Below are 17,786 nucleotides of genomic sequence, written 5' to 3' on the forward strand. Positions count from 1 at the left end.
CGAAGGGGACTTCACGAATGGACGTAAATGCGGAGAATCGTTCACCATGACGCTCGCCGGAACACCTGACGCTGTGGCCGATGTCGAGCAGCTCGAGGCAGCCTTTCCCGCGCTCGATGGCGCGACCGACAGGTCGACCGTGCGCCCGGTGTTCGACTTCGCCGCAGCACTGTCAGCCGGCGCGCCACTGGACCTTGCACGCGAATGGTCGGTGGGAATCCAGGTGATCGGAGGCGAGATCCTGAACGCGCCGCCCGGCATCGTCGAACCGATGGCACCAACACTGCTGCCTCGGGCGTGCAGTGGCCAGTCGCGCTGGTGGGTCGACGCTTGGGGCACGCATGTGCGCCTCGACTCGTGCGCAACACGGACAGCCATCAGTGTTTTGCAGGGAAGCAGCAGCGCCGCCGCTCTCGCCGCGGCCCTCGGCGGGTTTGCACCTCTTGTCGGCATGCCGTTCGGCATCTACGCAGGCATGGCAGGATACTCGGCCTGGTCCATCGAGCAATGCTCGCGCAACGGCACCGGGGTCGAACTCGCCCTGGCCGGTTTCGTGTGCTGGGCGCAATAGGACACCGCGATGCACGTGAAAGCTGACGACTTCCGGCCCAACGCCGCCAGCATCACCATCCTCTGCGTCGGAGCAGCCCTCCTCGTGGCCGGCGTGATCCTCGCCGTCACGGGGACTCCGGGTGCCGACGGCGGCGCCAGGACACTGTTCCTCCTCGCGACGGTGGCGGCGCTCGTGGCTGCGGTCGTGGGGTTTCTCGTCAACCTTCGGCGGGACGGGCGACCGTTCGACCCGCGGCTGCTCCGTCCCAATCGGGCCAGCGTGAGCATCCTGAGCGTGGGCCTGCTCCTGTTTGCGCTGGGCACCGCTCTCACCATCCTCGGCGTCGAACACACGGGGGCGACCCTCCTCAGCACGGGGATCCCCATCGCCGCCCTGGCGTGCGCCGTTGGAGTCGTGGTCAACATCCGGCGACAGCGAGCGCAGCCCGCCGACCCTCAGCGCAACGCCCGCAGATAGCGCCGCTTCGCGACGCGCTGCGCGACCAGCAGCACTGGGAACAGCGCGCGCCACGGCTGCTGCGGCGCCGCCCTGGTCAGCGAGCGCACCACGATGCGCACCTCGCCGCCGTCGCGCTCGACGATGAACGCCTCCTCGCCGGCAACCGGATGCCCGGGGAGCGTGCGGTAGGAGAATCCGACCCGATCCGGGTCGTCCACCACGCGCACCACCTCCACCGGCTCCGTCACGGTGACGCCGAGGATGCGCGCGGTGATCACCTGCCGCTGACCCTGGATCACGCGCGGCGGGTCCGCCGTGCCGCCGACCAGGAAGCCGCTCGCCGTCTTCACCCGCCAGCGCAGGATGTCCGTGGCCGCGCGCATCCACTGCTCGGCTCCGTGGCCGATCGAGGCGGACACCTCGGAGGGCCGGTATCCCGGGACGTCGGGCACCCAGTGGCGGAGTGCGGGGGCGGTCCAGCCCGGGTCCTCAGCGTCGTCCACGAAGCGAGCGTAACAAACGTCCATATCGTCTGGAATTGATATTGGTATTCCGGACACTTTTGGGTCAGTATTTAGGGCATGGCAAACGACCCCAATCGCATCACGTCGCCGAGCCGCACCGATCAGGTCGGGCTCGGGATTCCGCATCTTCGGACCGGTGAGGCGATCACTCTCATCTCCTGGCGGCGCACCAAGCAGGGCTGGGCATTCGACGTGCGCGCCGGCCACTACGTGGCGCACAACACCACGCACTGGCTGCTGCAAATCGGGACCGACCGCGTCGTGCTGCCGATCTCGGAGTGGTCGCTCTTCAGTTCCTGACGCCGACCACCTCATCTGAAACTGACATTAAGCATGCATTGCGTAACCATGACAGCCGGATGAGAATGAGCGCCTGAGGGCAGCGCGGCGGCTCGACCGGAGCTCCGCGCATCACCGACAGCGTGCCCGCAGCAAGGAGATCAGCATGACAATCGAGAATGCGCAGCCTCGGCGACGCTCCAGCCGGAAGCGGGCGTTCCTCGCCCTCGGCGCAGTGGTCGCGGTGGGCGCAGGCATCACCGCAGCGGCGTTCACCGACTTCGCGAACCTGAACCTCGGGGCGAACGGCATCGGCGCCGACCAGTACAACATCCAGGTCGTCGACACCGACCCGGTCACCGGCGTTCAGAACCCGGGATAGTTGAGCTCGGCGATCTTCTGCTGCTCGGGGGTCAGCGCATCCCAGGCTCCCTTGAGCGCGGACGCCTGCTTGACGGCGAGGTTGGATGCGCGCGGCGGGAACAGGTTGTGCACCAGCATCTTCTGCTCTGCGTCGACGGCGGAGATCCACTCCGTGGCGATCTCGGCGCCGCCCTTGTCCGCAAGCACGGCACGGATCTTGAGGTCGTAGTCGCCGTTGATCGGCTCCGGCGCGAACACACTCCAGCTCTGGCCGAGCCACGGGATCATGTACTGGGTCAGGAGGTTGCCTGGCACGACCTGGCGGAGCGGGGTGGGCGGCCCGATCCAGAGGAAGCTCGCGAAGATGTGCCACGCGGTGACCAGGGCGACGACGGCGAGCGCGATGCGGGCTCCGCGGGTTCTGCGCTTGCCGCGCTCCGGCGGAGTGGCGTCGTCGATCCCGCCCTCCGCGTCTCGTTCGGGTGAAAGCACGCTCATATCTCTGTCTTCTCCGGGTGGTGTGCGAAATGTTCACGCTGTTAGAGCCGAGAGGGCGGCCGCGATAACGTTGCATTCCTTTTCGGGCGGGAACGAACGGAACGCACGGTTTCGTTACGCCGCGTTTCAGCGGGCGCTGCGGGGAGAAGGGCCGAGCGATAGCGTCGAACCACCATGCCCGCCACCCCGTCCGCATACCCCGTCGAATTCGTCGACGTGGGGCGCACGTTCGTCGCGCCGCGGGCCAAGGGCGAGCGGGGCACCACCCAGCGGGTCGTGCTGCGCGACGTGTCGCTGACCGTCGCGGCCGGCGAGGTCGTCGCCATCCTCGGCGCGAGTGGATGCGGCAAGTCGACGCTGCTGCGCATCGCGGGCGGCCTCGACAGCCCGAGCGCTGGGGCAGCGCTCATCGACGGGACCGCGGTGGCCGGAATCGACGGCCGGTGCGCCGTCGGATTCCAGGAACCCCGCCTCCTCCCCTGGCGCTCGATCACCGACAACGTCTCCCTCGGGCTCCCCCGCGGGATCGACAGGACGGCAGGGCGCGAACGCGTCGCCCAGCTCCTCGACCTGGTGGGCCTGTCCGCCTCGGCCGGGCTGCGGCCCCGTGAGGTGTCCGGCGGGATGGCGCAGCGCGCATCCCTGGCCAGGGCGCTCGCCCGCAACCCGGGCGTCCTGCTGCTCGACGAGCCCTTCGGCGCCCTGGATGCGCTCACCCGCCTGAAGATGCAGGACCTGCTCCTCGACGTGCACGGAGCAGCCCCCACCACGATCCTCCTCGTCACCCACGACGTCGACGAGGCCCTCCAACTCGCCGACCGCATCATCCTGCTGGGCGCCGAGGAAGGACGACAGGGCGCGACCATCCGCCGCGTCGTCACCGTGCCGGGCAGCCGCCCGCGCGACCGGGGTTCAGCGGAGCTCGCCGAGCTCCGCGCCGAACTGCTCGACGGCCTCGGCATCGACCGTCACGGTCACGCGCGCGGCATCCCGGCGACCAGCACGATCCCGGCTTTCCCGTACTGATCCGGCTGCGCGGGCGCTGGCGCGCTCGCGTTCCACCACCTGCACCGATCGTCCACAGCACCGAGTCATCCACAGTTTTGGCACCCGGCCCCCGCAGGCCGCACAGGTCCGGGATGCTCGACCCACGCACGTCCACAGCACAGCACGACTGACAACCTGAGAGGCATCATGCGCCGCACATCCACCATCGTCACCGCCGTCGCCGCCATCGCGGCCGCCGCCAGCCTGATGCTCACCGGCTGCGTCGCCGGAGAGGGCCAGGCAGCGGCCGACCCCGCGAAGTCGACAGGCACCACGGGCGGAACGCTCAACATCGACTTCGCGACGTACAACCCGCTCAGCCTCGTCATCAAGAAGGAGGGCTGGCTCGAGAAGGCGCTGAAGAAGCAGGACATCACCGTCAACTGGGTGCAGTCCGCCGGGTCGAACAAGGCCAACGAGGCGCTCCGCTCGAACGCGATCGACGTGGGCTCCACCGCCGGCTCCGCCGCGCTGCTGGCCCGCTCCAACGGTTCGGCGATCAAGACGATCGACATCTTCTCGCAGCCGGAATGGTCGGCCATCGTGGTCGGGCAGAACTCGACGATCACGTCGGTCAAAGACCTGAAGGGCAAGCAGGTCGCCGCCACCAAAGGCACGGACCCCTACTTCTTCCTGCTCCAGTCGCTCGAGGCGAACGGCCTGTCCGCCAGCGACGTCACCATCCAGAACCTGCAGCACGCCGACGGCTGGGCGGCGCTGCAGAACGGTTCGGTCGACGCCTGGGCCGGTCTCGACCCGATCATGGCCAACGCGGAGAAGTCCGGCGCGAAGCTGATCTACCGCAACGTCGGGTTCAACACCTACGGCTTCCTCAACGCCACCGAGTCGTTCATCAAGAACAAGCCGGATGTGGCGCAGACCGTCGTCAACACGTACGAGTACGCCCGCGCCTGGGCGCTCAAGCACCCGGACGAGACGGCGAGCATCCTGTCCGATGTCGCGTCGATCGACCCCGCTGTCGCCACCACCGTCATCACGGAGCGCACCAACCTCGACGTGTCGAACATCCCCGGCGACGCCCAGCTCAAGGTCCTGAAGAAGGTCGGCCCGATCTTCGTGACGACCGGTGACGTGCGCAGCCAGTCCGACATCGACAAGGCGCTCGACACGCTGCTCGACCCGACCTTCGCCAAGAAGGCGGACCCGAGCGCCATCGGAGGCTAGTGAGCGCATGAGCTACCAGAACTCACCGGAGGGCGACGGGGCGCTCGTCGCGACGTCGATGTACGGCACCTCGGTGGCGCGCGACGGCGAGCCGCGCGAGCAGGAGCCGGAGCGCCGGGTGCCCGGCGGGCGCGGCGGCGTGCAGGCGCGGGATGCGCGCATCCCGTTCCTGTCGCGGCGCTCGACCAGGATCGTGGGAGGCTTCGTCCTCCCGCTGATCCTGCTCGTGGCGTGGCAGCTCGCCTCGACCTCCGGTGCGTTCACCTCCGCGCAGCTCCCGTCGCCCGCGATGGTGTGGGACGCGGCGGTCGACCTGGCGCAGCGCGGACTGCTCGGGCTCTACATCGCGATCTCCACCCAGCGCGTGCTGATCGGCTTCGCCTGCGGTGCGCTGCTCGGACTGGTGCTCGGCGCCCTGGTCGGCCTGTCCCGGCTGTGGGACATCTTCTTCAGCGGAACGCTCAGCGCCATCCGGGCCGTGCCGTCGCTCGCCTGGGTGCCGCTGCTGATCCTCTGGTTCAAGATCGGCGAGGAGTCCAAGGTCATCCTGATCGCCATCGGGGCGTTCTTCCCCGTCTACACGACGGTCGCCGCGGCGCTCAAGCACGTCGACCGGCATCTGGTGGAGGCGGGCAGGGCGTTCGGGCTGGGCGGGGTGCGGCTGTTCACCACGGTGCAGCTGCCGTTCGTGTTGCCGACGGTCATCTCCGGGCTGCGTCTCGCGCTCGCGCAGTCGTGGCTGTTCCTGGTGGCTGCTGAGCTCATCGCGTCGTCGATGGGTCTCGGCTTCATGCTGAACGACTCCGCGAGCAACGGACGCACCGACCGCCTGTTCCTGGCGATCATCCTGCTCGCCATCCTGGGCAAGCTGAGCGACTCGCTGGTGGGGCTGTTCGAACGGTGGTCGGCGAAGCGCTGGGGCTGACGCGCGCTGCGGTCGGACGGTCAGGACCGGGGCGCCGCGTGGCGGGACCGCTCAGCGGGAGCGGCGCTCCGCGGCGGCGGTGAAGGCGCGGGCGATGGCCCACAGGATCACGCCGATCGCCAGGAGGGCAAGCGCGATGCCGTACTGGCCGACCGGGCGGCCGGAGGTCCACGGGAAGACCAGGTACAGGCAGGTGATCGCGCCGATGATCGGCAGGACCCGCGCCGTGCGGAAATGCTTGTGGTCGACCGGCTGGCGGCGCAGCACGAGCACTGCGATGTTGACGACCGCGAACACCGCGAGCAGCAGGAGTGAGGTCGTCCCGCCGAGGAGGGCGACGATCGAGCCCTTCGGGTCGAGCGACACGTAGACGATCAGGCCGAGGGCGAGCGCGCTGGTGAACAGGATCGCGGCCCACGGCGTGCGGCGCTTCTTCTGCACCTTGGACAGGAAGCCGGGCAGCACCTTCTGCTTGCTCATGCCGTAGAGCAGGCGGCTCGCCATCATCATGTTGATCAGCGCCGTGTTCGCCACCGCGAACATCGAGATGAACGGCAGCAGGTCGGCGATCGGGAAGTCCGGTGCCGCGGCGTTGACCGCGGTGACCAGCGGGGTCTCGCTGCCGGCCAGCTCACCGATCGGCACGAGGGCGACCACGCAGATCGAGACCAGCACGTAGATGACCGCCGCGATCCCGAGGCCCGTCAGCATCATCTTGGGGAAGATCCTGCTCGGTTCCTTCGTCTCCTCCGCCATGTTGACCGAGTCCTCGAAGCCGACCATCGCGAAGAACGCCAGCGACGTCGCCGTGCTCACCGCGAGCAGGATGCCCTTGTCCTCCGGCGTCTCGAACGCCACCACCCGGGAGAGGTCCGCGTTGCCGCCGCCGATCGCCCACAGGCCGATCATGATGACCAGCAGCAGACCGGACAGCTCCACCAGGGTGAGCACCACGTTCAGCCAGACGCTCTCCGTCACGCCGCGCAGATTCACGAGCATGATCAGCACGATGAACGCGAGCGCGACCATCATCGTGAAGAAGTTGTCCGACGGCAGCCCGAACCCGACGGACAGGTTCACCGCGAACGCCCGGGATGCCGTGGCCGCCGACGTGATGCCAGACGTCATCACGATGAAGCAGACGATGAACGTGAAGAAGTGGATGCCGAACGCTTTGTGCGTGTACAGAGCTGCGCCGGCGGCCTGCGGGTACTTGGTCACGAGCTCCAGATAGGAGAACGCAGTGACCGTCGCCACCGCGAACGCGAGCAGGAACGGCAGCCAGGCCGCGCCTCCCACCTCGGCGGCCACCTGGCCGGTGAGCGCGTAGACGCCCGTGCCGAGGATGTCCCCGACGATGAAGAGCAGCAGCAGGCCGGGGCCGAGTGCGCGCTTCAGTTCAGGCTGCTCGCTGTCTGCGGTCTTGATGACCTGGGTCCAGGAAGGATTGCTCACGATGGCTCCGTTGTCGGTCGACGGTGGGAGCTACTTTATGTGAAAGTTCTCAGGAATGTCACCCGAAGGGGGCGCGACATGCCGGTATACCCTCGCGGCGTCCGGTCGACGCGGAAGCCGAGCAGCCTTCGCGGGGCGTAGTCAGCGCTTGCGGCCCGCGAGCATCGCCTTCCACACCCCGTCGGCCATGCGCTCGGGGGTGAGCACCCGCGCGAGCAGCGGGTCGACGGCTCCGTCGAGCATCCAGGGCCGGACCACCGCGGTGACCCTGACGTGCCCGAAACCCTGTTGCCGCAGTTCGGCGCGCAGGCTGTCGCTCCACGCGACGACCGCTGCCACGGACGCGCTGTGCACAGCACCGACATCGCCCGCCCCAGCGCCGGTGCCGCCCGCGATGGTGACGATGCGGGCCTCCCTGGCACTCGAGATCATGGCGGGAAGGAACTCGCGCGCGATGTGCATCGGGGCGAGCGCGTTGATCAGCATGGTGCGCCGGGTGTCGTCGCCGTTGTCGTGCTCCCAGAACGGGGAGCTGCGCACGATTCCCGCGGCGTTGACGATCACATCCACGCCGTCCAGCTCCTTGCGGACCGCCTGCGCCGTCTGCGCGATGGCGCCCAGCTCCGCCAGGTCGAGCACGAACGGATGCACGGTCGTGCCCGGACGTCCCTCCGACGAACTCGGCGACCGGGTGGGGCCGCCCCACGGCGACGCCGAGCGCTGCTCCATCACCTGTGCGCGCAGGCGGGCGGTCAACGCGGACAGCGCAGCCTCATCCCGATCCCAGAGCACGACGGCCGCCGCGCCCTCGCGCACGGCGCGCTCCGCGAACAGGTATCCCATCCCGGAGGCGGCGCCCGTGATCAGCACGCGTGCACCCCGAACCGTTCTCGTCATAGGTACATCATCCCAAGTCGCGGGAGGCCCCGTGCTGCGTCACCGTCGGGCGCGGTACTCCGCCCGCACCTCCGGCGTCAGGTGCTCGGTGGCGTAGCTCAGCATGGTGCGCGGCATCCGGGGCGCGTACTCGTCCAGGAACGCGAGCAGCACATCCCGGTCGACGCGCTTCCCGACCTCGCGGAGCATCCAGCCGACCGCCTTGTGCATGAGGTCCTCCCGGTCGTCGAGGAGCCTGGCCGCGAGGTCGACGGTGGTGGATGCGTCCCCGCGTTTGATGAACGCGAAGGTGCTGAGCACGGCGACGCGACGCTCCCAGAGCACCTCGCTGGCCGCCAGTTCGTCGAGCACGTCGCGGGGGCGATCCCAGAGGAACGCGCCAAGGACGTACTCGGCGGACGAGTCGACCAGATCCCAGTTGTTCACGCGGCCGCGACCCACCGCATCCAGATAGAACGCCGCCAGTTCCTCGCGCCGCACGTCGTCGCGGGCCGCGGGACGGCTGGCGAGCTCGAACTCGCGATTGAGGAGGATGAGCGCGGCGAGGCGGTGCTCGTGCACCTCACTGTCCAGCAGCTCGCGGAGCTGGTCGAGAGGCAGCCCGCCGAAGCGCTTGGCGACGGCGCGGGTCTGCGGTACGCGCACGCCGATGAAGACGTCGCCCTCCCCGTACTCCCCTTTCCCCGCCTTGAAGAAGCGCTGCAGGAACACCGCGTCCTCGGGGCTGGCCACCTCCGCGAGCGCATCCCGCACCTCTGCTGCCGTCACCCGGCGAGCATAGCGAGGCGTCCTGGCGCTGGAAAAGTGCGTCGGCGAGCCGCGGGGCGCAAGGGACGACACCGGATGGGCAATAAAAGTTCGAAGACGAGTGGATAGGCTCGAATGCGGGCGCGCTCTGCGTCCGGACCAAGCGCCGCAGCCGCGGACGACCAACGACGGGAGGTTCGTCATGTCACAATTCGTTTCCCAGTTCAGTGCAAACGCCATTGTCGGAGAGCCCGAGGTCGTCGAGGACGTCCGTTCCGTGCGGTCGCTGGCGACGCATCCCGCGTGGCTGGCCCTCAAAGAGGCCGCCGTCGCTCTGCAGCAGGTGCAGGTCAAGGACGGCTCCGTGCCGGAGGAGGCCGACAAGGCCGGCGCAGCACAGCAGGTGGATGCGGTCATCGCGTCGATCGCCGAGCTCGCTCCGCACTTCCCACACGACGCCGCCTACCTGGATGCGCTGCAGGCCGACTTCCGCCGCTGGGCGGACGAGGGTCTCGGCGTCCCGGACTTCCTGGACTCTCTGAACGCGTTCCAGCCGCAGCAGCACCGCGTCGACGGGCTCGGCCACCTGGTCGTGTTCCCGATGTACACGCAGAACGGTTCGACCAACCGCCTCGTCGAGGCCGTGCTGGTCGAGGTGATCTGGCCGGAGTTCATCGCGGAGCTCGAAGCGGGCGACTACGGCAACAAGCTGTTCGTGCCGCTCCGGTTCGTGGACTTCACCCCCGGATACGACACCAACTCCGCCGTGCTGTTCCCCGAGACGGTCGCGATGCGCGAGATCCCGCAGTTCACCTGGGGCGCGATCTTCCAGGACCGCGAAGCCGCCAGGTACCGCAGGGTGGTGCGCGCGGCCTCGGAGATCACGAAGCTGCAGCTGCCGGAGGATGCGGCGGCGATGCTGGATGACCAGAAGCTCGCGGAGGAGACCTTCGTGATGTGGGACCTCATCCACGACCGCAGTCACATGCGCGGGGATCTGCCGTTCGATCCGTTCATGATCAAGCAGCGGATGCCGTTCTTCCTGTACTCGCTGGAGGAGCTGCGCTGCGACCTGACGGCGTTCCGCGAGTCCGTGCGGCAGGAGCGCGAGCTGAAGGCGCTGCCGGATGCGGAGCTCTCCGACGCGCAGCGGGAGATCCGTGACCACGCGAAGCTGGTGCAGTATGCGGTGATCTTCGACCGGATCTTCCGGTTCGCGATCACCGGCAGCCGCATCCGGAACTACGACGGCCTCGGCGGGCAGCTGCTGTTCGCGTGGATGCACCAGCACGACGTGCTGCACTGGACGGACACGCAGCTCACCATCGACTGGGACGGTGTTCCCGAGGTCGTCGTCGCACTCAGCGACCGGATCAACGACCTGTACAGGCGGTCCATCGACCGGCCTAAGGTGGCGCACTGGCTGGCTGCGTACGAGATGCTCACCGAGACGCTCACCCCGAACCCCGCATCCAACTGGGCTCGTGGGCTTCCGGATGAGATCCTCGCCGGAGTGCCGAAGGGTTACACCGACGCGGTGCTGGACGACGAGTTCCCGCTCTCCATGTTCTACGAGGCGCTGAACAAGAAGATGGCCACCGTCATCGAATCCACAGCAGGCATCACCGGCCACTCGGACGACAAGTGACGGAAAGCCTGCCCCTCTCCGGGCGGCTGGTGCTGGTCGCGGGTGCGACCAGCGCCAGCGGCGAGGCCGTGTCGCGCTCGCTCGTCGAGGCGGGCGCGACGGTCCTCGCCGTCGGCACGCGGCCGGAGGCGCTCGACGCCCTGGCCGCTGCCGTGCCCGGCGTCGACACCCGGGTCTGCGACCTGGCCGACCGGGATGCTGTGGCCGAGCTGGCGATGCGCATCCACCTGAAGTTCGGCGCGATCGACGGGCTGATCCACCTGGTCGGCGGCTGGCGAGGCGGCGGCGGGATCGCGGGGCAGTCCGACGACGACTGGGACTTCCTGGAGCGCGGTTTCCGCACGCTGCGCAACACGACACGGGTGTTCTACGACGACCTCGTCGCGTCGCCCGCCGGGCGCCTCGCCATCGTTTCGTCCACCGCGGTCGAGCGGCCGTACGCCGGTGGCGCGAACTACGCCGCGGCGAAGGCGGCCGCCGACGCGTGGACCAGGTCGGTCGCGCAGGGGTTCGCGAAAGAGGCGCCGAACGCGGCCGCCGTCGTCTTCGTGGTGACGTCGTTGTCCGGGCTCGAGGACACGCTCGGCGCAGCCGTCGTGCAGCTCTGGGAGGGCGATCCCTCCACAATCAACGGCACGCGCGAGTTGCTCACAACTTCCGCCAACGCCGCGAACTGACTCTCTCACTCCTGCAAGGATGGATACGTGACGCTACAACTCCATGACCTCAACCTGCGCGGATTCGCCTCCGACAACTACGCGGGTGTCCACCCCGAGATCCTCGACGCCATCGCGGCCGCCAACGAAGGCCACCAGATCGCCTACGGCGAAGACGTCTACACGGCACGCCTGCACGACGTGTTCGCCGAGCACTTCGGCGAGGGCGTCCAGGTCTTCCCCGTGTTCAACGGCACGGGAGCGAACGTCGTCGGGCTGCAGTCGATGCTCCCCCGCTGGGGCGCGGTGGTGTGCGCGAAGACGGCGCACATCAACACCGACGAGGCAGGGGCTCCCGAGCGGGTCGCCGGCATCAAGCTGCTGCAGATCGAGACCCCGGATGGCAAGCTCACCCCCGACCTGATCGACAAGGAGGCGTGGGGCTGGGGCGACGAGCACCGGGCCCAGCCGCTCGTCGTGTCCATCACCCAGACCACCGAGCTCGGCACGGCATACAGCGTCGACGAGGTCAGGGCCATCGCCGACCACGTCCACTCGCTCGGCATGAAGCTGCACATGGACGGCGCGCGCATCGCGAACGCCGCAGCATCGCTCGGCGTCCCGCTGCGCGCATTCACCACCGACGCCGGCGTCGACGTGCTCAGCTTCGGCGGCACCAAGAACGGGATGCTCTACGGCGAGGCCGTCGTCGTGCTCAACCCCGAGGCGTCCGAGGGGCTGATCTACCTGCGCAAGCTGAACATGCAGCTCGCGTCGAAGATGCGCTTCATCTCGGCCCAGCTGATCGCGCTGCTCACGGACGACCTCTACCTGCGCTCCGCATCGCACGCGAACGCGATGGCGCACCGTCTCCGCACGGCGCTCGAATCCGGCATCGCCGACGGGAGCATCGAGGGTGTCGCGTTCAGCCAGGCGACGCAGTCGAACGGCGTGTTCGCCACGCTGCCCGCCGGCGTCGCCGACCGCCTGCGCGAGCACTTCCGCTTCTACGACTGGGATGCGGCACGCCATGAGGTGCGCTGGATGTGCTCGTTCGACACCACCGAGCACGACATCGACGCGTTCGTGGAGGCTCTGAAGCAGGAGCTCGCCGCCTAAGCAGTGCCGTTTTTGCGCTACAGCGTCGGATTTCTGACGTCAAGAGGTGCGAACACCCCAAGTGAGGGCCAGAATGACACTCCTACTGGGGTACAAAACGTGTCCTCCATATGACCCACACGAGCACTTTTTTCGCTAGTCTGTAATAGCCGGCGGAGGAACCCGAATATCCTCCGAAGGTAACCCCGAACGTATGCCGGGCTGCGTGGATTCCCTAGGTCCCCGCACCCGGCATCGTGGGTTTAACGGGTGGGTTCGGTGGCGGGTTCGGTCCAGTACGCATAGCGGGATGCCTCGACGAAACCGAGCCGCTCGTAGAGAGCGCGGGCCGAGGAGTTGGCAGCGGTGACCTGCAACCACAGGTGCCGGATCCCGTGCCGTTCGGCGTCGGCGGCGAGAGCTCGGATGATCGCCGCTGCGTGCCCGCGGCGGCGCTGGTCCGGCCTGGTCGCCACGGCGAAGACACCACCCCACTCGCCCACGATGGCGAGGCGCGCGACGGCGTCCGGATGCTCGGGGTCGCCCGCCGAGGCGTAGAGCGCCGGGCCGCCGGTGAGGATGCGCTCGGCGACGGCCTCTGCGTCGGCGTCGCCGCGGCCGTCGACCGACCACCAGAGATCCATCCAGGCGCGGGATGGGGTGGTGGTGATGAAGAGCGGTGTGGCAGGGGTGGAGGCACCGGCTGACGCCACAGCCGCTCGGTCGGCGACGAGGACGAGGGTGTCGGAGTGTTCGCGATAGCCCCTCGCGGCGAGCGCGGAGACGAGGGCGGGGTCGGTGGCCGGGCTGACCTGGAACACCGTGGGGAGGCCGCGGTCGCGGTATGCGCGCTCGGCCGCGGCGAGCGTGGCGGGCAGGCTCTCCGCATCCACTCGGCCGGTGGGGAGGACCGAGTTGGCGCGGTTGGTGACGCCGGAGGCGAAGCGGAGGGTCCAGGGGCCGAGGGGTTCGCGCTGGACGGAGGGCCAGCCGCGGTCGGCGAGCACGTCCAGCTCGGCGGGCGACGGGAGGGACTGCATGACGGCAACGCTATCCCGATAGCTGCGGCATCGCCGGTTGACTCCGCCGGGGAGGCGAGTAGCGTCGGTGAGCGGCTGATGCCGCACCCGAAAGGACCGAAATGACCGAGACGCTGACCGAATCCGTCGTCGCCGGACTGGGCGCGAAGACTGTCGCGCACGTGGTCCACTACCGACGCAAGACCTACGTGACCAAGCCGTCCGAAGGGTATGCGCTGCTGAAGCGCATCCGGACGCTGCTCAAAGACGGCACGACCGACCTCGTTCCCCTGGTGCACAGAGACGGTTTCGTGTGGCTGGCGATCGGGCCGGGCATCCCGGTCTCCGTCGACGAGATCGAGTCCGACCCCGGACACAGCGACCACCACACGCTCAAGCGGCTCGGGCTGGATTAGCCCGAGCCAGCTCGATGCGTGGGTCGGAGGTTACGCTCCGGCGACCGGGACGAGGTCGCGCTTGCGCGGCGACCGGTCAGGGGCCGGAGCAGCGGCCGGCGCGGTGGCGACGGCCGGTTCGGCGGGCGCTGCCGGCTTGACAGGAACGGCGGGCTTGGCGGGGGCGGCCGGCGCCTGCGCTTCCGCGGCAGGAGCATCCTGGGCGCCCTCCGCCGCCGTGAACTCGCGCAGCCACGGCACGAGGTCTTTGCCGAGGTCGTCGCGGGCGGCGGCCAGCTGGACGATCGCCTTGATGTAGTCGAGACGGTCGCCCGTGTCGTAGCGGCGGCCGGAGAAGACCACGCCGTGCACGCCGCCTGTCCAGTCGGGAGCCGTCGCGAGGCCCTGCAGCGCATCCGTCAGCTGGATCTCGCCGCCCTTGCCCGGCTCCGTCTTCTCCAGGATGTCGAAGATCTCCGGGCGGAGGACGTAGCGGCCGATCACCGCGTAGTTCGACGGAGCGCTCGCGCGGTCGGGCTTCTCGACCAGTCCGGTGATGCGCACCACGTCGTCCTCGTCCGTCTCCACCACAGCGGCGGCGCCGTAGAGGTGGATCTGGCTGGGGTCCACCTCGAGGAGTGCCACGACCGTCGTGTTCAGCTGCTGCTGCACCTCCAGCATCCTGGACAGCAGCGGGTCGCGGGCGTCGATGATGTCGTCGCCGAGGAGCACGGCGAACGGCTCGTGGCCGATGTGCATCTTGGCGCGCAGCACGGCGTGGCCGAGGCCCTTCGGGTCGCCCTGGCGCACGTAGTGCATGTCGGCGAGCGCCGTGGACTGGTTCACCTTCTCCAGGCGGTCGAGATCGCCCTTCCTGGCGAGGGTGTCCTCGAGTTCGGTGTTGCGGTCGAAGTGGTTCTCCAGTGCGTTCTTGTTGCGGCCGGTGACGAGCAGCACGTCGTGGAGTCCCGCGCCGACCGCCTCCTCGACCACGTACTGGATGGCCGGCTTGTCGACCACGGGAAGCATCTCTTTCGGCATGGCCTTGGTGGCGGGCAGGAAGCGGGTGCCGAGCCCGGCGGCGGGGATGACGGCCTTGGTGACGTAACTGGACATGATGGTTTCCTCTCGTTCAGCGCACGCCGGCAAGGGCGGCGAGGTCGTCGGCGATGGGGGCGCCCTCCGGCACCCTGCCCATGACGTGCACGGCCCAGCCGGCACGCGACCAGGCGGTGGCGTCGAGGCAGTTGCGGGCGTCGATCACGGTCTTGCCGTGCACGATGGCGGCGAGCGCCGCCGGGTCGGCCTCCACGAACTCGGGCCACTCGGTGAGCACGACCGTGACGTCTGCCCCGTTCACCGCCTCCTCGACGGAGTCGGCGTAGCCGAGCGTCGGGAACATGCGCTGGGCGGTGGCACGCGCCTCCGGGTCGTAGACGACGACCTGCGCACCGCGGAGGTGCAGGGCCGCAGCCACGTTGAGGGCCGGCGAGTCGCGCACGTCGTCGGTGTGCGGCTTGAACGCGGCGCCGAGCACGCCGATCCTGCGGTTGAGCACGGAGCCCCCGCAGGCTTCGAGGGCGAGGTCGATGACCCGCTGGCGGCGGCCCATGTTGATCTCGTCGACCTGCTGCAGGAGTCCGACGGCCGCGTGGGCGCCGAGCTCGCTCGACCGGTGCATCAGGGCACGGATGTCCTTGGGCAGGCACCCTCCGCCGAAGCCGAGCCCCGCATTGAGGAACTGGCGGCCGATGCGCACGTCGTGACCGAGCGCATCCGCCAGCAGGGAGACGTCGGCGCCCGCCGCGTCGCACACCTCCGCGATGGCGTTGATGAACGAGATCTTGGTGGCGAGGAACGCGTTCGCGCTCACCTTCACCAGCTCGGCGGTCGGCAGATCGGCGACGAGCACCGGTGTCCCCGCCTCGATCGGCGTCGCGTAGATGCGGCGCAGCACCGCCTCCGAGCGCTCCGACGTTCCGCCGAAGACCAGGCGGTCGGGAGAGAGGGTGTCCTCCACCGCCTTGCCCTCGCGCAGGAACTCGGGGTTCCAGACGAGTTCGGCGGAGACCCCATCCGGGAGCTCGGCGGCGACAATAGCCCGGAGGCGCGCCGCGGTGCCCACCGGCACCGTCGACTTGCCGACGATGACGCCGTCGTGGGTCATGTTCTGCGCGATCGACCGGGCGGCGGCCTCGACGTAACTGAGGTTCGCGGCGAAGCTGCCGGACTGCTGCGGCGTTCCGACGCAGATGAAGTGCACGTCGGCGAGCGCGGTGGCCTCGGCGATGTCGGTGGTGAAGTTCAGCCGACCGGATGCGACGTGCTCGGTGATGAGCTCGGGCAGCCCGGGCTCGAAGAACGGCACGCGGCCGTCGCGGAGGGCGTCGACCTTGCTCTGGTCGGTGTCGACGCCGATCACGTCGAAGCCGAGTTCGGCCATCGCCGCCGCGTGGGTCGCGCCGAGGTATCCGGTGCCGATCACGCTGATGCGCGGGGCGGGCTGTTCCTTCTTCTTGGTCGTCATTCGCGTTGTCCTTTCGCGGGGATGGCTAGGAGGCCGGGGTGAGGGTGAAGCGGTCTTCTGGTCGCGTGAGCCCGGCGATGAACGCCGAGAGCGTGTCCGCCCGGGAGTCGATGCGCCAGTCGTTCGTGGCTCTGACCCCCTCGACGTAGCTGGTGACCGCGAGGTTGAACCAGGAGAAGCCGACGATGTCGTCGTTCTCCGGTTTGCCGAGGGCGTTGAAGAAGTCGGTGACCCAGGCCGTCTTGTGTCCTTCGGTCTCCGATGCCCCGACCTCGGCGAGGACGATCGGTTTCTTCGTGATGGCACGGAGCTGGTCGAGGCTCGGCGTGAAGGTGTAATCGAAGGTGAAGCTCTGGTCGGCCTTGTACGGAGGACGCAGGTAGCCGGAGAGCCCGACCCAGTCGACGTAGTCGTCGCCGGGGTAGAGCGACGGGAGGTAGCCGTCGACCTTGTGCTGGGAAGGCAGGTTGTTGACGATGTTCGGCGCCCAGACCCAGATGACCAGGTCGTTCGCACCCTCCGCCTGGAAGACGTCGTGGACGTGCTTCCACATCTTCACGTAGTCGCCCTGGCTGTTGCCGTTGATCGAGTTGCCCTTGCCGTCGGTCTCCGACCACGGGTACCAGACGCCGTTCATCTCGTGGTCGAGACGGATGGCGAGCGGCAGTCCGGTGGCGACGATGTCCTTGGCGTACTGGTGCAGGTAGGCGTCGAAGTCGCCTCCGATGATCTTCGGGAGCGAGTACTCCGGCGCATTCACCGAGTCGTTGCCCGCCGAGATGGGCCGGGACTCCCAGGTCATCATCGGCAGCCTGCCCTGCTGCCAGGCGCGCGTGACCGCGTTGGCGCGGAAGGTCTCGTCCCAGCCGCTGAAGTAGCCGACGAGGTTCGGCTGCACGCCGACCTTCGCGCTGGTCGCGTCGAAGGTGGCCCAGTTGAACGGAGCCTGCTCGGTGTACATGCCGTAGTAGCGACTGGCCGGCTGCAGCAGTTCCGCCTTGGTCGGCGCGGTGATGGGGGTGGGCTCCGGCGCGATGTTGCCACCGCCGTTGCCGCCGCCGCCGGTGCCGCTGTTGCCGCCGGTTCCGCTCTTGGTTCCGGCTGCTCCACTGCCCTTCGCACCTGCCGCCGTGTTCGCGGCGAGTGCGCCCTTCGCGCTGGCGAGCTGCAGCTTCGCCTGGGCGAGCGCCTTCTCCGCACTCACCGCGCGCTGCTGCGCCGTGGCGAGCTGCTTCGCGGTCGACGCCTGCGCGGCGAGCGCCTGCTGCTGCAGCGAGGTGAGCTTGCCGCTCTGGGTGGCGATGGTCTTCTTGGCGGTGCTGAGGTTCTTCTGCAGGCTGGCGTTCTGCGCGGCCAGCGGGTTGACGGCGGTCGCAGCCGCGTCGACCACGGTGCGGACCGCGCTCGTCGGGGACGACCAGACGTAGTAGGAGATGCCGCCGAGCACGAGGCTGAGGACGACGAAGGCTGCGGTGGTCATCAGGGAGCGCGACTTGGTCGCCGCCCACCAG

Annotated in this window: 20 protein-coding genes; 11 read left to right on the forward strand and 9 right to left on the reverse strand. The window is 68.8% G+C overall.

The features are described 5' to 3' along the window. The first annotated feature begins 46 nt into the window (after positions 1–46). Both ACN6M5_RS11680 and ACN6M5_RS11685 read left to right on the forward strand, forming a co-directional pair. Positions 47–571, forward strand: coding sequence for a hypothetical protein (locus tag ACN6M5_RS11680; RefSeq protein ID WP_434949982.1), 525 nt, complete (start codon positions 47–49; stop codon positions 569–571). Between the two features lie 9 nt (positions 572–580). Then, the gene (locus tag ACN6M5_RS11685; protein WP_434949984.1) at positions 581–1,030 is read left to right on the forward strand and encodes a hypothetical protein; all 450 of its coding nucleotides are present in this window, start codon (positions 581–583) and stop codon (positions 1,028–1,030) included. On the opposite strand, the gene ACN6M5_RS11690 is transcribed toward ACN6M5_RS11685, so the two are convergent. Beyond that, entirely contained in the window at positions 1,009–1,515 is a 507-nt protein-coding gene (locus ACN6M5_RS11690) for a DUF1990 domain-containing protein (protein ID WP_434949986.1), read from the reverse strand. The genes ACN6M5_RS11685 and ACN6M5_RS11690 overlap by 22 nt on opposite strands. Before the next feature lie 78 nt (positions 1,516–1,593). Here ACN6M5_RS11690 and ACN6M5_RS11695 point away from each other — a divergent pair, with 78 nt between their 5' ends. Beyond that, entirely contained in the window at positions 1,594–1,836 is a 243-nt protein-coding gene (locus ACN6M5_RS11695; protein ID WP_434949988.1) for a hypothetical protein, read from the forward strand. A gap of 145 nt (positions 1,837–1,981) precedes the next feature. After that, positions 1,982–2,197 (forward strand): hypothetical protein, encoded by a 216-nt coding sequence (locus ACN6M5_RS11700; RefSeq protein WP_434949990.1) that lies wholly within the window; start codon positions 1,982–1,984, stop codon positions 2,195–2,197. Here the strand turns inward: ACN6M5_RS11700 and ACN6M5_RS11705 are convergent. Further along, on the reverse strand, positions 2,182–2,676 hold the full coding sequence (locus tag ACN6M5_RS11705) for a DUF5819 family protein (RefSeq protein ID WP_434949992.1): 495 nt from the start codon (positions 2,674–2,676) through the stop codon (positions 2,182–2,184). The genes ACN6M5_RS11700 and ACN6M5_RS11705 overlap by 16 nt on opposite strands. A 174-nt stretch (positions 2,677–2,850) precedes the next feature. Here ACN6M5_RS11705 and ACN6M5_RS11710 point away from each other — a divergent pair, with 174 nt between their 5' ends. The 3 genes from ACN6M5_RS11710 to ACN6M5_RS11720 all read left to right on the forward strand — a co-directional run bounded on the left by ACN6M5_RS11710 (position 2,851) and on the right by ACN6M5_RS11720 (position 5,833). Then, the gene (locus ACN6M5_RS11710; protein ID WP_434949994.1) at positions 2,851–3,702 is read left to right on the forward strand and encodes an ABC transporter ATP-binding protein; all 852 of its coding nucleotides are present in this window, start codon (positions 2,851–2,853) and stop codon (positions 3,700–3,702) included. 168 nt (positions 3,703–3,870) lie between these two features. Then, positions 3,871–4,908 carry an aliphatic sulfonate ABC transporter substrate-binding protein gene (locus ACN6M5_RS11715; RefSeq protein ID WP_434949996.1) on the forward strand — a complete coding sequence of 346 codons (1,038 nt, stop codon included), beginning with the start codon at positions 3,871–3,873 and terminating at the stop codon, positions 4,906–4,908. Between the two features lie 7 nt (positions 4,909–4,915). Then, positions 4,916–5,833, forward strand: a complete 918-nt coding sequence (locus ACN6M5_RS11720) for an ABC transporter permease (RefSeq protein ID WP_434949998.1) — start codon at positions 4,916–4,918, stop codon at positions 5,831–5,833. A 51-nt stretch (positions 5,834–5,884) separates the two neighbouring features. Here the strand turns inward: ACN6M5_RS11720 and ACN6M5_RS11725 are convergent, their stop codons facing one another. The 3 genes from ACN6M5_RS11725 to ACN6M5_RS11735 form a co-directional block, all read right to left on the reverse strand. Beyond that, the gene (locus ACN6M5_RS11725; protein ID WP_434950000.1) at positions 5,885–7,288 is read right to left on the reverse strand and encodes an APC family permease; all 1,404 of its coding nucleotides are present in this window, start codon (positions 7,286–7,288) and stop codon (positions 5,885–5,887) included. A gap of 141 nt (positions 7,289–7,429) precedes the next feature. After that, a complete protein-coding gene (locus ACN6M5_RS11730) occupies positions 7,430–8,185 on the reverse strand; it encodes an SDR family NAD(P)-dependent oxidoreductase (protein WP_434950002.1) in 756 nt (251 codons plus the stop codon). A 39-nt stretch (positions 8,186–8,224) separates the two neighbouring features. After that, a complete protein-coding gene (locus tag ACN6M5_RS11735; RefSeq protein ID WP_434950004.1) occupies positions 8,225–8,953 on the reverse strand; it encodes a DNA alkylation repair protein in 729 nt (242 codons plus the stop codon). Between the two features lie 181 nt (positions 8,954–9,134). Between ACN6M5_RS11735 and ACN6M5_RS11740 the strand changes: the two genes are divergently transcribed. The 3 genes from ACN6M5_RS11740 to ACN6M5_RS11750 are packed head-to-tail and all read left to right on the forward strand — an operon-like array spanning position 9,135 to position 12,355. After that, positions 9,135–10,580, forward strand: a complete 1,446-nt coding sequence (locus ACN6M5_RS11740; RefSeq protein ID WP_434950006.1) for a DUF6421 family protein — start codon at positions 9,135–9,137, stop codon at positions 10,578–10,580. Beyond that, positions 10,577–11,257, forward strand: coding sequence for an SDR family NAD(P)-dependent oxidoreductase (locus ACN6M5_RS11745; RefSeq protein ID WP_434950008.1), 681 nt, complete (start codon positions 10,577–10,579; stop codon positions 11,255–11,257). Before ACN6M5_RS11740 ends, ACN6M5_RS11745 begins: the two co-directional genes overlap by 4 nt. A gap of 27 nt (positions 11,258–11,284) precedes the next feature. Beyond that, a complete protein-coding gene (locus ACN6M5_RS11750; RefSeq protein ID WP_434950010.1) occupies positions 11,285–12,355 on the forward strand; it encodes a threonine aldolase family protein in 1,071 nt (356 codons plus the stop codon). A gap of 242 nt (positions 12,356–12,597) precedes the next feature. Here the strand turns inward: ACN6M5_RS11750 and ACN6M5_RS11755 are convergent, their stop codons facing one another. Next, on the reverse strand, positions 12,598–13,374 hold the full coding sequence (locus ACN6M5_RS11755; protein WP_434950012.1) for a GNAT family N-acetyltransferase: 777 nt from the start codon (positions 13,372–13,374) through the stop codon (positions 12,598–12,600). Between the two features lie 101 nt (positions 13,375–13,475). On the opposite strand from ACN6M5_RS11755, the gene ACN6M5_RS11760 reads away from it, so the two are divergent. Beyond that, positions 13,476–13,769, forward strand: a complete 294-nt coding sequence (locus ACN6M5_RS11760; protein ID WP_085368174.1) for a hypothetical protein — start codon at positions 13,476–13,478, stop codon at positions 13,767–13,769. A gap of 30 nt (positions 13,770–13,799) precedes the next feature. On the opposite strand, the gene galU is transcribed toward ACN6M5_RS11760, so the two are convergent. The 3 genes from galU to ACN6M5_RS11775 are packed head-to-tail and all read right to left on the reverse strand — an operon-like array spanning position 13,800 to position 17,755. Continuing rightward, positions 13,800–14,864 carry a UTP--glucose-1-phosphate uridylyltransferase GalU gene (gene galU / locus ACN6M5_RS11765; RefSeq protein WP_434950015.1) on the reverse strand — a complete coding sequence of 355 codons (1,065 nt, stop codon included), beginning with the start codon at positions 14,862–14,864 and terminating at the stop codon, positions 13,800–13,802. A 16-nt stretch (positions 14,865–14,880) separates the two neighbouring features. Then, a complete protein-coding gene (locus tag ACN6M5_RS11770) occupies positions 14,881–16,275 on the reverse strand; it encodes a UDP-glucose dehydrogenase family protein (RefSeq protein WP_085368178.1) in 1,395 nt (464 codons plus the stop codon). Between the two features lie 25 nt (positions 16,276–16,300). Next, on the reverse strand, positions 16,301–17,755 hold the full coding sequence (locus ACN6M5_RS11775) for a glycoside hydrolase family 26 protein (protein ID WP_434950017.1): 1,455 nt from the start codon (positions 17,753–17,755) through the stop codon (positions 16,301–16,303). Positions 17,756–17,786: the final 31 nt, after the last annotated feature.

This window comes from Leifsonia araucanica (genome assembly GCF_051161895.1).
GTDB lineage: Bacteria > Actinomycetota > Actinomycetes > Actinomycetales > Microbacteriaceae > Leifsonia.

Excerpts from the sequence above, each read along its gene's own strand:
- ACN6M5_RS11680 (WP_434949982.1), top strand. The coding sequence starts at position 47 with ATGACGCTCGCCGGAACACCTGACGCTGTGGCCGATGTCGAGCAGCTC.
- ACN6M5_RS11685 (WP_434949984.1), top strand. The coding sequence starts at position 581 with ATGCACGTGAAAGCTGACGACTTCCGGCCCAACGCCGCCAGCATCACC.
- ACN6M5_RS11695 (WP_434949988.1), top strand. The coding sequence starts at position 1,594 with ATGGCAAACGACCCCAATCGCATCACGTCGCCGAGCCGCACCGATCAG.
- ACN6M5_RS11700 (WP_434949990.1), top strand. The coding sequence starts at position 1,982 with ATGACAATCGAGAATGCGCAGCCTCGGCGACGCTCCAGCCGGAAGCGG.
- ACN6M5_RS11705 (WP_434949992.1), bottom strand. The coding sequence starts at position 2,676 with ATGAGCGTGCTTTCACCCGAACGAGACGCGGAGGGCGGGATCGACGAC.
- ACN6M5_RS11710 (WP_434949994.1), top strand. The coding sequence starts at position 2,851 with ATGCCCGCCACCCCGTCCGCATACCCCGTCGAATTCGTCGACGTGGGG.
- ACN6M5_RS11715 (WP_434949996.1), top strand. The coding sequence starts at position 3,871 with ATGCGCCGCACATCCACCATCGTCACCGCCGTCGCCGCCATCGCGGCC.
- ACN6M5_RS11720 (WP_434949998.1), top strand. The coding sequence starts at position 4,916 with ATGAGCTACCAGAACTCACCGGAGGGCGACGGGGCGCTCGTCGCGACG.
- ACN6M5_RS11730 (WP_434950002.1), bottom strand. The coding sequence starts at position 8,185 with ATGACGAGAACGGTTCGGGGTGCACGCGTGCTGATCACGGGCGCCGCC.
- ACN6M5_RS11740 (WP_434950006.1), top strand. The coding sequence starts at position 9,135 with ATGTCACAATTCGTTTCCCAGTTCAGTGCAAACGCCATTGTCGGAGAG.
- ACN6M5_RS11755 (WP_434950012.1), bottom strand. The coding sequence starts at position 13,374 with ATGCAGTCCCTCCCGTCGCCCGCCGAGCTGGACGTGCTCGCCGACCGC.
- ACN6M5_RS11760 (WP_085368174.1), top strand. The coding sequence starts at position 13,476 with ATGACCGAGACGCTGACCGAATCCGTCGTCGCCGGACTGGGCGCGAAG.
- galU (WP_434950015.1), bottom strand. The coding sequence starts at position 14,864 with ATGTCCAGTTACGTCACCAAGGCCGTCATCCCCGCCGCCGGGCTCGGC.
- ACN6M5_RS11770 (WP_085368178.1), bottom strand. The coding sequence starts at position 16,275 with ATGACGACCAAGAAGAAGGAACAGCCCGCCCCGCGCATCAGCGTGATC.
- ACN6M5_RS11775 (WP_434950017.1), bottom strand. The coding sequence starts at position 17,755 with ATGACCACCGCAGCCTTCGTCGTCCTCAGCCTCGTGCTCGGCGGCATC.